This is a genomic window from Phenylobacterium sp. (assembly GCF_041919955.1).
Lineage (GTDB): Bacteria > Pseudomonadota > Alphaproteobacteria > Caulobacterales > Caulobacteraceae > Phenylobacterium.
In genome coordinates this window covers 40,141-54,477 of the sequence record NZ_JAYRSU010000025.1, presented here as the reverse complement: position 1 = coordinate 54,477, position 14,337 = coordinate 40,141, and the positions used below count along the sequence as shown (strand labels likewise).

Here is a 14,337-nt window from a genome sequence, read left to right as displayed (position 1 = left end):
CTCGGCCAGCAGGGTCTGCGTCACCCGCTCGAGTTCGCGCTGCTGCAGGGCCGGAAGATGATCGAGGTCAGTTCTCATTCCGTTCGAGTCTCGCCAATCGCCCACCCTCTTGGCAAGTCCTATCGACGGTTGCGCGACAGCCGGGCGTTGAGAACATGCTTGAGGCACGCGCCTGCGCCTTTGGCCCGAAGGCTTGGACATCCGCGCCGGCCGCCCGACCAGGAGCCAGGTTGCGGTCCGTTAGAATGGCCGCGTCCGAGCATCAAGGCGGGCCGCCGCCGGCAATGACCGGGTTGGGCTCACACGAGACATTCGAAAGGTCGGCTAGCCGGCGCCCCGCCTTGCGGACCGTCCAGCTCGCAGATTTGACACGGACGACCGCAGGCGACCAACAAGCGCTGCTATTGCAAACGCCGGCGACGCGCGGGATGGTGGAGCATGCCGTCCAAGAGCCGAAAAACCTTCGAGAAGCACCTCCTCAAGGACGTCGAACAGTTGCGTGCGCGCCAACGCAAAGCCCATCCGGGTCCAGGCCGGCCGTCGTCCGACCTCACTCGCAGCGGCGTGTTTCTGCTGTGTGCAGCCTGGGAACTCTACGCCGAAGAGGTCATACTGGAAGCCTGCCGACACGTCGTCGCCGCAGCCGCCTCGCCCGAAGCGTTGCCGGCGCCGGTCAAGAAGGCCCTGTCCGACGCCGCCAAGAGCGACAAGCACGACTTCGGTGTTCTCCGGCTGGCCGGAGAGGGATGGAGGCTCTATCTGCTCGAGCTGGCGGAGACTGCAGTGAAAGCTCTGAACACGCCGAAGGCTCAGAACCTGGTCCCCCTGTTTCTGAACTACGTGGGGATCGACACCACGGCCTTCTTTGAGTCGCGGAAGGCGAGGATTTCGGAGTTCGTCGCCAAACGCGGCGCCATCGCTCATCGCGGCGCCGCGGCCGGTCACGTCAGCATCACAGACCTCGACGACGACTACGAATACATCTGCACTCTGGTGCGGGAGCTCGACAACTTCCTGATCGAGCCGGTGAAGGCGCTGGGGGGGAAGCGGCCGTGGAACAACGGCGCGGTGGTCTAGCGGAGGCCGTCGCCGCGCCCGAGGGTGTGCTGTCGCGGCCGCGTCATGGCTCTGGGATCCCGCCCGTGACTTCTGCCGCCGAATGTGTAGAACGCAACCGGAACTCAAGTGGCCGCGTCGGCTTCCCTCAGGGAGCGTTCTTGAGCACGCTTGGCCGAGCGATTCGTCGTCTGGAGGCGCACAGGTGAAGACCGCGGGACTGTTCGCGGGGATCGGGGGGCTCGAACGAGGCCTGGCCGCCGCCGGCCACGAGTCCGTCCTGCTGTGCGACATCTGGGCGCCGGCGAAGGCCGTGCTCGCGGACCGCTTTCCGGGTACTCGTCTCGCGGACGACGTCACCACGCTGGAAGCGCTGCCGTCCGAGACGGAACTGCTCGTCGCGGGGTTTCCCTGTCAGGACCTGAGCCAGGCCGGCATGACGGCCGGTATCGGCGGCCGACGCTCCGGGCTGGTGGACCATATCTTTCGGCTACTGGATCGCCGACCCGTCCCATGGGTCGTGCTTGAGAACGTGTCCTTCATGTTGAGCCTGGATCGCGGACGAGCCATGGACTTCCTGACGGGTGAGTTCGAGGCGCGCGGCTATCGGTGGGCGTATCGCGTCGTGAACAGCCTGGCCTTCCTCCCCCAGCGGCGCGAGCGGGTTTTGTTCGTCGCGACGACCAGCGACGTCGACCCCGCCTCGGTCGTGCTCGTCGACGAGGTGGATCCTCCGAAGTCGGAGACGCGGCTGGATCGCCATGCCCACGGCTTCTATTGGACCGAGGGAGTGCGCGGCCTCGGCTGGGCGCCCGAGGCGATTCCGACCCTGAAAAACGGATCCACCATCGGCATTCCCTCGCCACCGGCGATCCTGCTGCCGGACGGGACGGTGGTGACGCCGGACATCCGCGACGCCGAACGCCTGCAGGGCTTTCCAGTCGATTGGACCCTGCCCGCCACGACGGTGGCCCGAGCGTCGAGTCGTTGGAGCCTGGTGGGAAATGCGGTGACCGCGCCGGTTGCGGAGTGGCTCGGGGGTCGGCTCGCTGCGCCCGGGGCCTTCAACGTCGCGCGGGACCGGGTCTTCGCGGGAGGAGGCCGCTGGCCGCGGGCCGCACGTTTCGACGGGACGCGCCGTCTCGCCGTCGAGATCGGTGCGTTCCCGGTGTGGCGTGCGCGGCCAGCCCTGACCGAGTTTCTCCAGTATCCGGGCAAGCCGCTCTCGGTGCGCGCCACGCGGGGCTTCCTGGCGCGGACGGAGCGCAGTTCGCTGCGGTTCGTGGACGGGTTCCAGGACCGACTCCGAGCGCATCTGCGGAACATGGACGCGGGCGCCGGTTCCGCCATCGCGGCCGAGTGAGGCCGACGCCGCAGAGCGCCGAAGGGAGTCGCCTGCTCGCGCGTGTGCGGCAGAAGGACACCGCCGCCGAACGCGTCGTCGGCGCGGCGTTGCGCCGCCTCGGCCTCTCGTATCGCAAGAACGTCCACGGCCTGCCCGGGTCTCCCGACTTCGCAAACCGCAAGCGAAGCTGGGCTGTCTTCGTCCAGGGGTGTTTCTGGCACCATCACAAGGGGTGTCGCCGCGCCACGGTCCCGAAGTCCAACCGAGCATTCTGGGCGGCGAAGTTCGTGCGCAACCGCATCCGGGACGCGGCGGCGATCCGCGCGCTTCGGGCGCAGGGTTTCAAGGTCGTGCTGGTCTGGGAGTGCGAATTGGCCGGAGCAGAGGCGAGGCTCTCAGAGATCCTTGAACCGCGTCGAGTAGATGTGCCCGAGCCGATCGATCATTGAGCCGTAGTTGTAGATGTCGCCCGGCTGAGGCGCGGGCGGGCGGGTCACCAGCTCCACCGGACGGCCGTCGTTGACGAAGTCGACTACGACGATCGCCAAGGCGTCGTAGCCGGTGTCGCCCGTCTTCGAACGCTTCGGAAGCTGGCGCACCTTGTCCACCGCGATCTGAGCGTCCTTGGGCTGGGTGTGCCGGCTCCACTCCGGGTCGCCGGCCCGGTTCTTCTTGTTGAGGTCGGGACTGAGGTAGGTCTCCGACATGTTGATCATGGCGAAGCCGGCTGCGATCGCCTGGTCGGAAGCGCCGTGGACGGTCAGGTGCGAGGAGTTGAGCTCGTCGTAGAAGCGCGGTAGCGCCCGTTGGTGGGCGGTCATGCATGCCTTGGCCTCCAACGCCATGAGCACCGACCCCACAGGAGCGCGGTCCAGGGTCGGCAGTGCGGCGAGCTCGGCGGCTTCTGAGGGCGTCAGGTCGATGCCGTAGGTCTGCACGAGGTCGGCGAGCGTCGCGGACTTGCCGGCCGGCCGGCCGGATCCCGGCGTGCACAGGACCAGATCGAGGTCCTTCTGACGGTCGTGGACGAAGTCGCGCATCTCGTGGTTGATGCCGAAGCCGACCGCGCCCGCCGCCACGTGCCGGCGCAGAAGCGGGCAGGTTCGCAGCAGGTCGAAGACGATGCCCCAACACGCCACCTTCGAATGGTGGTCGCTGCGGGAATGGTACTGCCACGCGTTCCCGAACTTGTCCGTCCGGGACAGTCTCGACAGCGTCCGCACCAGGATTTCCGGACCGTGCATCCGCGCGCCTTTCCCCCTCGCCCTCGTCGTCGGCCCTAGCGCGTCGACCGCCGGGAGTCGAGATCCCGGGGGCGATCGCCCATTCCGAGTCAGGCCTGGCTTGCCATTCCAGGCTCCACTGTAGAGAGTATCCGGGGGATCTACTACGGGGCGGCTAGGACGCCGCCCGTCGGGGGAATTGGAGTGCCGACACCGCGAGCGAGCGGGGCGGATCTGGCGTTGAGTCCGTCTGAATGGGAGCGCCGGCTCACGGCGCACTATCTTCGCGAGGACGGGCCCTTCGGCGGCGCGCCTCTCGATTGGATCGACGCGACGCCCGCGGAACTCGCCTCGGCTGCCGGCATGCCCGGTGCGCGCGACGAGGACGTTCAAACGGCGTTTCTCCGACAGTTTAGCTATTGGGACGCGGCGGGTTGGCTCGACGGGCGATACGCCCTGCCGCCGCGAGACCAGGACGTTCCCGGCTACTTCCGCTACTTGGTGCTCACGGCCCTCGTGCTGTCCACCGACCACGGCGCGGGCCAAACCCGAGACTTCCGCAAGCGGCTCGGGGAACTGCTCGGCCACATGGGCGCGATGCAGGCCGTCGGCGGCGTCAACCGGTTATGGGGCGAGCTCGCCGCCTGGTCGGAGGCCCGGCGCGCCGCCGGCCACCCGATTCGGCGCGTGATCTTGCCCGATCCCGGCGGGATGACCCGCATCGGGGTGGCGGTGCGGATCGCCTTTCCGTCTTGGAAGGACCGCCAGATCCTGACGGGCATTCTGGCGCGTCTCACGCCGCCCATGCGGCGCTCGCCGCACCGCTTGGTGGCGGAGCTGTCGCGACCACAATACAACGGGGTCTGCTCGCCCAACGTGGCGGCCACCTTCGACGACTTCGCCGCGGGGCTAGCGGCCGGACGCGCCGATCTTGCCGACCATCGGTTCTGGCGGCTCGTCGAGAGCGTCTCCCAGCGGCTGCAGGACGGCCGTCGCGGCGCGGAGATCGACCGCTGGCGGTTCGAAGTCGTGTTCAGTGGGATCGAGCGTGACGCCGTCGACGTCCGGGTCGTTCGGCGCGAGGCGCGGGTCCAAGCCGCCGAGCCGATCTGGACGGGCGCCTTCGACGACTTCGTCGCCGCGGAGTCCCGCGCGCTTCCCGGACGCCTGATTCGCCTGCGGGAGGGCGGCGTCATTCTTCTGAGCGAGATTGCCGGAGGCGCCTGGGCCATCGACGATCTCGGCGCGTCCGCGAGCTGGTCGTCGGTGGTGCTCTCCCTCGCCGATGGTCCGGCCACTAGGGCCGGGCTCGCGACCTCCTGGGTCGCCGTCGGCGGCGGATGGCAGGCCTCCGAACCCGTGGCGACGCCGGCTGCCCTGGCCGCACTCGCAGGCCTCGGCGTCAGACCGCCGTCGAGCGACCGCCTCGTGGATCTCGGGCTCGAAGGCGGCGTTTCGACCGCACGTGGCAGCTGGCTGGGCCGGCCCGGCTATCTGCCGCGAGTGCGTGCGCCGAGCGGCGCGACTCTGACGGTCGAACAGATCGCCGGCGACACCACGAGCCTGGGGATCGACGACAGAGGCGGACTGTCGGCCGAAGCGCCGCTCACGGGGGCTTGGAAGCTCACCGCGCACTTCCCCGGCGGTGATGCACAGCGCCGGTTCTTCTTGGAGGCCGACGCCTCCGAACGCGATGCGTGGCGCGCCATGGGGTCGGGTTTCGAGGTCGTCGACGAAGCCCAGGTGGCGGGCGAAGCCCCGCGCGCCCCGGCGGTCGTCCCCGCCCTGAGGTCGCCGACGCCCCCACTGCTTCTCGATCTGATGGAGACCGTCTACGCCCGAGGCGCGGCCTCCTGGGGCGAAGCCGAGTTCGTGGAGCTGCTTGACCCCGTGTTGCCGGATCGACGGGGCGCCTGGGACGTCATGCGGGCGTTCGCGGAGGCTGGATGGGCCGAAGCGGGCATCTCGCGCGGCTGGCGCGCCCGGCGCTGGCGGCTGCTGCCACCGAGGCTCGTACCGATCGGAGCCCGTACCGCGCTGGTCGAAGGCGCGATCTGCGCGGCCGCGCGGCGGCGTCTCTCCGAAGCCGCGCGAACGCAGGGCGGTGAGGTGTCGGCGTCGGCGGACCTCGTGTGGTCGCCCGACGTGGTGATCGCGCGGGACATCGACATCGACGTCATGGCCGGCGCCATGGGATGGCCGGTGGAGGTGGACACCCGGCCCGTTCTCGCCGCAGCGCCAGCCTGTTGGACGCCCGAGACGCGGACGCCGGACGGCCGCGAACTCGCCGGGGTCTGGTCGTTCGAAGCGGGCGGGTTTCGTCAGGCCGTGGCGTCGGACGACGCCTGGCGGCTTGAGCGTTGGACGCGGTCGCGCGGGGACGATCGGGACCTCTTTCGGCTCTGCGGACCCGATACCACCTGGTGCACGAGCGTGCGCACGGCCGCGATCGTTGAGGCGCATCGCCGCGCTCGGCGACCGCTCTTCAGCTGGGACGCGGGAGCTCTCATCAGCGTCCTGCCAGGGGGTCATCTGCCGATGCCGCTTGCGCGAGCGCTCCGGCGCGCAGCGCTGCGCCAGACCGGGCCGATCGAGGCGGGGGGTGGGCGCGCCTATCGCTATCCGGCCGACCGGGAGGCCGCGGCCTGGGTGGCCGGTGCGATGGGACCGGCGGTCTCCATTCCCGCAACCGACGCGGCACGCGATCTGCTCGGCCTCGTCGTAGGAGCCCGCCGACGCGGCCGGCCGGCCGTGTGGCCGCCTGGCGCGCTGACGGAGGCGCTGCGATGAGCGATCTCCTCTACTTGGGCTTCTGCGTCTTCGAGCCCAGGCGCCCCAGCTACTTTTCGAAGGTCGCCGCGCTGGCAGCGGCGCAGGACGGCGCTTGGCGGCTGTACCACGACTGGCGAGCCGCGCTGCCGCCTGAAGGGAGGGCCTTCGCGCCGCAGCTCGCCGGATGGCACGAGGACGAGCTGCTAACCTTCCGCATCGAGCCGAATACGCGCGACGAGCCCAACCGAGACGAGTTCATCGTCGCCGCGCCGCAGCGTCCAATGGAGATTCTGGACTTCCGCACGGTGGATCCCGAAGTGGCGCGGCGAACGCTGGTGGAGGAGGGGCTCGCCGAACGTCGCTTGGAGGGGCGATCCGTGGCGGTCGCCCTGCGCGGCGACGTCTGCGTGGTGGTCCGGCTCGAACGCCACCCGGACGAACGACGTGCGGTGGCTTCCACCGGGGGCTTGGAAGAGCTTCCGCTGCACGCCCTCGACAGCCGGACGTTCGAGGGCGATCGGATTCGTGAGCGCTTTTATGCCGTTCCCGGGGTCACGGTCGGACCGCAGGTCGGGGTCGTCAACTGGTGCCTCGACGCCGATTTCCTGAAGTCCGTCGTCGCCCGCCTCCGCCGCGCCGGCGGCGACAACCTCCCGTCCCGCAGTCAGGTGGAGAAACTCGTCCAGTTCCTGGCGCACGCCAAGCTGGCGCCGTCGAACGGCGAAGACCTCAGCGCCGTGCGGGCGAGATTGAGCGTCCTGGCCGGTCAGCTCGGCGAAGGGGTTCCCGCGCTCTACGCACTCGTCGACGCCGTGGCGGAGTTGCAGCCCGTGGCCGAGGGGCTCGACGCCCGCCGCCGGCAGCTCGAGACCGAGCTTCGGGCGGAGATCGCGCCTCGGATCCGCTCGGAGCTGGAAGCGGCTCAGTCTGAACTGACCGGGGTTCGGGACGGCCTGCTCGCGGAAACGCGCGCGCTCGCACAGCAGGCCGAGGCCGCGCGCGACGACGTCTCAACGGCTCAGGCGGACCTCGACGCCTTGAGAGCCGCCATCGGCGAAGAACTGCTCGCCGCGCAGCGGACGCTCGCGGACAGTGCGCCCGGCGATGGATCGGCGCGCGAAGCGGCGGAGTCGCTCTCGGGGCGCCTGTCGAGCACCCCGGAGATCTGGCCGCGCGCTGCGCCGCCTTGGGGGCGAGTGGACCCGGGCGACGCCGAGACGCTCGGCGGCTCGCGATACGCCGAGCGGCTAAAGGAGAACGCCGAGCAGTTCGGGTTCGTCGCGCGCGATGCGCTGGTCGCCGACGTGTCGGTGCGCGCAGGTCGCCTGACCCTGCTACCGGAGGCGGAGGCCGACGCCTTCGTGCGGTGCTTGGCGGGCGTGTGCGCGGGGGAGGCCTACGTCCGTCACACGCTGGATCCGTCGGTCCTGTCGCTCGACGATCTGTGGCGCCATCCCGCGACGGGGGCGCCGACGCCGTTCGCCTTTGCGTGGACAGCGGCGAAGCTGGACCCTCGCCGCTATCGCGTGGTGCTGCTCGAGGGTGTGCATCGCACACCGCTGGATCTCTGGGCGGGCGGCTTGGTGCGGATCCTGGAACGCGCGGACCGGCCTGCGAACCTCCTCGTGTTCGCCAGCTATGGCGACGCGCTCCTCGATCCGGCGCGAGGGTGGGCCGCCGTCACCGAGGACGCGGTCGGGCTCGCGCCGACCCCGCGGGTCGGGGCCAACGCCGAGGTCCTCGGCGCAGCCGTCGGCCGACCGTCTCTCAAGAGCCGCTTCGATCCGACACAGGCCGAAGCTCCGACCCCGTCCGACCTCCTCGGCCGTCTCCCCGACATTCCGGCCACGGCCTCGGCGCGCGCGACGGCGCGAACCTTGGCGGCCCTCACCGCCGCTTGGCCGCTGCGCGCCGCGCTGGACCTGTGGCCCGTCGCCGCGGCGATCGGCGGCCTCGGCGAGCTTCCCGACGACCTGCGACGCGGCGCCGATATGGCGCGCGCACGTCTGACCCCACCCTGAACCTGAACGGGCGACCTATTCATGCTGGATCCGATCGGCGGCTTCGAGCGCATTCGCGATCTCTACCTGTCGTACCTCGATACGGCGTTTCGAGTCCGACGGCCAGCCCTGGCGGAACGGCGGCGCGAGCTGCTGACCACCGCGGGGACGCTCGCCACCGAGCCGTTCCTCGAGGCGGTGCCGCGGTATGAAGCCGACGCGCGGGCGCTGGAGGATCTCGTCGACGACACGTCTCCCGACAATCCGCTGAACGGATTCTCCCCCGACGCTCGGCGCGCCTTCGCCGAGCTCGCCTTGTCCGGCCTCTTCCCCGGCCGGCGAGCCGAAGGGCCCCTGATGCGGCGAAGCCGCTTCAAGCCCTATCGCCATCAGATGCAGATGCTGGGGCGCGGCGTCCGCCCCGGCGCGCCCGGCATCGTCACCTCGGGCACGGGGTCCGGGAAGACCGAGTCCTTCATGCTGCCGATCTTGGCGTCGATCTGCCGGGAGGCCGTGCGCTGGCCCGCGCCGTCGTCCGGCTATCTCGAAGACACCTGGTGGGAGGCAGCCTCGCCGGTGTTTCGTCCGCATCGCGCCGACGAGCATCCCGATCGCCCGAAGGCCGTCCGGGCCGTCGTGCTCTATCCGATGAACGCGCTGGTTGAGGACCAGCTCACGCGCCTTCGGCGTAGCCTCGACTCCCCGGAGGCGCACGAAGTGATGGACAGCCGGTTGAACGGCAACCGCATCTTCTTCGGCCGCTACACCGGCGCGAGCCCGATTCCGGGTCACCGCGTACATCCACGGCTTCGCGAGTCGGCCGGCAAGATCCGCCATCGCCTGCGCAAGATGGCCGATGCGCTCTCGACCAGCGCCTCCGACCAGGACAAGGCCAGGCGCCACGATCTGGCGCATCCGGACGACGACCCGACGCGATACCTCTTCCCATCGGTGGACGGGGGAGAGCTGGTGTCACGCTGGGACATGCAGGTTACCCCGCCGGATCTCCTCGTCACCAACGTCTCGATGCTCGGCGCGATGCTGTCGCGGGAGGTCGATCAGCCCATCTTCGATCAGACGCGCCGATGGCTCGAGGAAGACGACGAGGCCTATTTTTTCCTTGTTCTGGACGAGCTACACCTCGTGCGGGGATCGGCGGGGACGGAGATCGCGGGCCTCATTCGCGCGCTCATAAACCGCCTGGGCCTCGATCGGCACGAGCTGCGTCACAAGCTGCGGATCTTGGCGTCCAGCGCCTCGCTGCCTCTCGAGGGTGCTGAAGGCGAGAAGAGTCTACACTACCTGCACGACTTCTTCGGGCCGTTCGGGACTTTCGCCTCCGAGACGGCTGCGGGCGCGGCCGGGCCCGAAGGTTGGGGGAGCACGATCGTACCCGGAACGCCGGTGCTGGCGCCGTTCACCACCCCGCTCCCGCTGGACCGGGCGCCGTTCGAGGCGTTGTTGGACGAGTTGTCGCCAGACGGCGAGTTCGTGGCGACCGTGCGGCCGTCGCCCGACCTTGAGCAGGCGATTGCAGCCTGTGGGCGGGCGCTGGCGCCGGCGTCGCCCGAGCCGGCGGGGCCCGCCGCCTTCACCGAAGCGGTCGCGTCCGCCGCAGCCGCGCTCGCGCACGCCTGCGCGCCGCCCGGGACCGCGGCCCCGCGAGCGACCGCGGCGGACGTCCTCGCTCGGCGCATCTTCGGCGGCGACGACGGTCCGTCACGACGGGCGCTGCGAGGGCTGACGCTGCTGCGCGGCCTCGGCGAGAAGCTCGATCTCTTCGGATCGCCGCCGCTGGCGGACACGACGACCAGCTTTCGGGAACACGTCTTCATCCGCAGCATCGAAGGTCTGTTCGCGACTCCCCGGTCCGAGGGCGGCGCCACGGTGTTCGACGGGGTGACCGTGGACCGCGGCGTGACCTACGCCGATGGCGGCGGCACCGACGTGCGACGGCTCTTCGAGCTGGTCTATTGCGAATGCTGCGGCGAAGAGTTCATCGGCGGTCGGCGCGGCGCCTTCGGCGGCGCGACCGGCGACGTGGAGCTCCTGCCGGCCTCGCCCGAGCTTGAGCTGCTCCCGGAACAGGGCGGAGAGGGCAACTACGAAGAACTGAGCTACGACGAGTTCGCGATCTTCTGGCCGTCACGGGCGACGCCCAAGACCGCCGACGACGGTCCGGCACCGTGGGCCGACAAGTTCTTGGACGTGCGCAACGGGGTCGTTAGCGGCGGCGGACCGGCCGGCGAGCGGATCGCGGGGCGCCTCTTCAAGCTGCCGGGCGCAGGGCTCGACCCTGACCTTTCACGGGCAGGGTCGGCCGGGCCCGCATGTTGTCCGGCCTGCGGCTCGGACTACTCGGGCCGAGGACCCGCCTTCCGCGGCTCGCCCCTGCGGAGCTTCCGCACCGGTTTCGCCAAGAGCTCGCAGCTTGTCGCGACCGAGGTGTTCGAACTCCTGCATGCCGCCGGTGACGCCCCCAAGGCGGTGGTGTTCTCCGACAGCCGCCAGGACGCTTCGCGCGCCGCCCTCGACATCGAACGGCGCCACCACCAGGATTCACGACGCCAGCTCCTGCTTGAGGCGCTCGAGGAGATCGCGGCGCAGCCGCGCGTGTCGCTCGACGATCTTCGTGCCCAGCTCGATGAGGCCCTGGCAGCCGGAAATTTCGCCGCTGTGACCCAGCTCGGCGCTCAGATGAGCGCCGCACAGCATACGACCGACCCCGATCGCATCCCGCTGGCCGCGGTGATGGAGACCGCGCCGACCACCGGAGCCCCCTCGCGTGTGCGCGCGGCGCCGCTTCTCGAACGGCTCGTCGATCTCGGTATGCACCCGACGGACGAGGTCGGGATCGCCACGATCCCGCAGCGGAACGACGACGACAACCGGCCGACCTACGATTGGCAGAGCCTGTTCACGCGCGCCGGTGAGGCAGTGAACTGGCTGTCGCAGGGCGATCCGGTCGCCGATGTCGAGGTACGCCTCGCCGTCGTGAACGACCAGCGGCCGCTCGTCGACGACGTCCTTTTCGCCAAGACCTACTTCGCGCTTGAGGAGACGGGCCTCGGCTATCCGACCCTGTTCGCCCGCCACGGGGCCGATTCCGACCGCATGGACGCCTATCTGCGGGTCTTTGCCGACAGCTATCGGATCCGCGGAAACAAGTGGGTCGAGCGCAATGCGCGCCGAAAGGAATGGCCGAACGCCCACCAGGCCACGGCGAAGCGGGTACGCGAGTTCGCCGAGGCCAACGCGCCGGGCAATGCGACCGCCGAGATCGACGCCGTCCTGCAACGCCTGACCGAGCTCGGACACGACCTGGGGTTCGTCCGGCAGGAGACCCTGTACGTCCGCCTCGTCCGTCCGGACGCGCCCTATTGGGCCTGCCCGAACTGCTCGCGCACGCACCTGCACCGCGGGACGGGCGTCTGCACGCGCTGCCAGACTCCGCTGCCGGAGGCCCCCGCCGGCCGGGCTGCCGAGGTGACCGCCCGCAATGTGCTCGGTCGGCGCATTCAGCGCAGTCTGGGCGAAGGGGTCCGGGCGTTTCGCCTGCGGTGCGAGGAGCTGACGGGTCAGACCCGATCGCCGGCCGAGCGACTGCGTCGATTCCGCGGAATATTCGTGGACGAGGCCGGAAACTACGATGTCGAGCTCGATCGGAAGGCCAAGGAGATCGACATGCTGTCGGTGACCACCACGATGGAGGTCGGCATCGACATCGGCTCATTGCAGGCCGTGTACCAGGCGAACATGCCGCCCCAGCGGTTCAACTATCAGCAGCGGGTGGGCCGTGCGGGCCGCCGCGGGCAGGCCTACTCTCTCGTCGCCACCCTCTGCCGGAGCCGAAGCCATGACCTGCATTACTTCAGCCACCCGGAGGCGATAACCGGAGATGCGCCCCCGCCGCCGTTCCTGACGACGGACCACCTCGACATTCCGCTCCGACTTCTGCGTAAGGTCTGGCTGACCGCCGCCTTCGCGCGCATCCGCGACGACCTCAGTCCCAACTATCCGGGGGACGGCGGAAAGCCGGACATCCATGGCGAGTTCGTGCCCTGCGGGGTGTTCTACGAGGTGGGTCAGACCGACGCCTGGGCAGGGCGTCTCCGCGCCGCGCTCGCGCAGACAGATGCTGTGCGGCTGAGCTTCGCCGCGGCGCTCGGTGCCGGGCGGCCAGGTCGCGCGGAGGATCTCCTGGCCGGAGCGACGCTCGACCAGCTCATGCAGGATCTGGCCGATCGGGCGGAGCTCGCTCGGGCGACCGGCGGTGATCTCGCCCACTTCCTGGCCGAGACCGGACTCCTGCCGATGTACGGCATGCCGACCCGCGTGCGGAACCTCTATGTCGGGATCGAGGAGAACGACGTCGGTGAACCCGACTGGGACGTGATCGACCGCGAGATGGATCTGGCGATCTACGAGTTCGCGCCGGGGCGCTCTCTCGTCCGCGACAAGCGCAAGCATACCTCGATCGGTTTCACTTCGGCGCTCGGGACGCTCAGCGTGAAGGCCAACGGCTACGGGGCCCTTTGGCCACGACCGACTCCGGAGTGGTGGACGGAGACGGGCTGGATCGCGATCTGTTCGCACTGTGGGGCTACCGACCTCTCCGAGTCGGAGCCGTCGACGGCGCGGATCTGCGGGGACTGCGAGGACGAGATCGCACCCGACGGCTACCGCAAGCACCATCTCCCGGCGGCGTTTCGGACCTCGCTTCGGCCGACGCCGGTCGATCAGGAGGAAGAACTGGTCCGGACGGTGCGGCGCGAGACGTCCTCCACCATCGAAGCGGTCCAGGCTCAGCCCGTCCCGGGCGCCAACATGTCCGTCGCCACGGGCTCGGACGCCTCGATTATCAGGCGCAACAGCGGACCGCTCGACGACACCGGCGCGCCGCAGGGATATGCGGTGGCGCCGGCCAGCCAGAAGTTCGTCACCGTCCGCAAGTCGCCGTCGGCAAAGCTCTTCCGCCTCGACGAGCAGCATGTGCTCACCGAGGTGGCCGAGGATCGTTACAACTGGGAGCGTCCCCTCGATGCCCAGAACGTCCCGCTCGGTCCCGAGACGGTGATGTTGATGTCGAAGAAGAAGACGGATTCCCTCTATCTGTTGATGGACGCGGTCCCCGCCGGCCTGGCGTTCGACCGGATCGGCGGGCGCGATCTCCATGCGACCAGCGTCCGGGCGGCCGCGGTGTCCGCCACCCAGCTCCTGGTCCAGCGCGCCGCTTTGGAGCTGGACGTCGGGCCGGAGGAGTTCGAGGCCCTCGAACCGCGCCTGCGCGGACGCCGGCCGCTGCTGCAGCTGGCGGACTATCTCGTGAACGGGGCAGGGTTCTGTCGCAGGCTCGCGGACATCGAGGCGGGGCGCCCGCTGGTGTCGCGCCTGATCACCTCCATGCTCGACGATCCGGACGACGTCCTCGTCCGAAGGTTTTTCGACGCGGACCATACGGCGGCCTGCGCACGCAGCTGCTACCGATGCCTGCAGCGCTACAACAATCGGGGTTATCACGGCCTCCTGGACTGGCGGCTCGGGCTCGGTTTCCTGCGGGCGATGACCGATCGGGCCTGGCGCGCCGGCCTCGACGGTCGCTGGGACGCCGATCGAGCCACCACCGACTGGCGACGATTGGCGGGGCTCGCCGCGGAGGACCTCCGCCGGCTCGATCCCGACAACCGCCGCGTCGAGACCTTGGGACCGCTCGGGCTCCCGACCGTGTTCGTGCCGCGCAACGGCCGAGACGAGGCCTTCGTCGTGGTGCACCCCTTCTGGCGACTGGACGAGGCCGGCCGCACCGGAGGCGTCTTGGGTGAAACCGCGCGGGAAGCGGGTGTCGACGACGTCTTCTGGCTGGACACCTTCGAGGTGGCGCGCCGACCGGTCCGGGCCCTCGGCAATGCGCGGGCTCGTCCGCCGGAACGGTTCTAGAGCC

The 14,337-nt window shown here is 69.8% G+C and carries 7 protein-coding genes; 6 read left to right on the top strand and 1 reads right to left on the bottom strand.

Going from position 1 to position 14,337, the window contains the following annotated elements; all coding sequences use genetic code 11:
* The first annotated feature begins 438 nt into the window (after nucleotides 1-438).
* The 3 genes from ACE3T2_RS18125 to ACE3T2_RS18115 all read left to right on the top strand — a co-directional run bounded on the left by ACE3T2_RS18125 (nucleotide 439) and on the right by ACE3T2_RS18115 (nucleotide 2,850).
* A complete protein-coding gene (locus ACE3T2_RS18125) occupies nucleotides 439-1,077 on the top strand; it encodes a HEPN domain-containing protein (protein WP_374659921.1) in 639 nt (212 codons plus the stop codon).
* A gap of 184 nt (nucleotides 1,078-1,261) precedes the next feature.
* Entirely contained in the window at nucleotides 1,262-2,419 is a 1,158-nt protein-coding gene (locus ACE3T2_RS18120; RefSeq protein WP_374659919.1) for a DNA cytosine methyltransferase, read from the top strand.
* The gene (locus ACE3T2_RS18115; protein ID WP_374659917.1) at nucleotides 2,416-2,850 is read left to right on the top strand and encodes a very short patch repair endonuclease; all 435 of its coding nucleotides are present in this window, start codon (nucleotides 2,416-2,418) and stop codon (nucleotides 2,848-2,850) included. Before ACE3T2_RS18120 ends, ACE3T2_RS18115 begins: the two co-directional genes overlap by 4 nt.
* On the opposite strand, the gene ACE3T2_RS18110 is transcribed toward ACE3T2_RS18115, so the two are convergent.
* Nucleotides 2,797-3,645 carry a hypothetical protein gene (locus ACE3T2_RS18110; RefSeq protein WP_374659915.1) on the bottom strand — a complete coding sequence of 283 codons (849 nt, stop codon included), beginning with the start codon at nucleotides 3,643-3,645 and terminating at the stop codon, nucleotides 2,797-2,799. The genes ACE3T2_RS18115 and ACE3T2_RS18110 overlap by 54 nt on opposite strands.
* 219 nt (nucleotides 3,646-3,864) lie before the next feature.
* On the opposite strand from ACE3T2_RS18110, the gene ACE3T2_RS18105 reads away from it, so the two are divergent.
* From ACE3T2_RS18105 to ACE3T2_RS18095, 3 genes are read left to right on the top strand one after another with little or no spacing between them, the layout of a single operon-like run.
* Nucleotides 3,865-6,414, top strand: a complete 2,550-nt coding sequence (locus ACE3T2_RS18105) for a hypothetical protein (RefSeq protein WP_374659913.1) — start codon at nucleotides 3,865-3,867, stop codon at nucleotides 6,412-6,414.
* Nucleotides 6,411-8,417 carry a hypothetical protein gene (locus ACE3T2_RS18100; RefSeq protein WP_374659911.1) on the top strand — a complete coding sequence of 669 codons (2,007 nt, stop codon included), beginning with the start codon at nucleotides 6,411-6,413 and terminating at the stop codon, nucleotides 8,415-8,417. Before ACE3T2_RS18105 ends, ACE3T2_RS18100 begins: the two co-directional genes overlap by 4 nt.
* Nucleotides 8,418-8,438: 21 nt before the next feature.
* Nucleotides 8,439-14,333, top strand: coding sequence for a DEAD/DEAH box helicase (locus ACE3T2_RS18095; protein WP_374659909.1), 5,895 nt, complete (start codon nucleotides 8,439-8,441; stop codon nucleotides 14,331-14,333).
* Nucleotides 14,334-14,337: the final 4 nt, after the last annotated feature.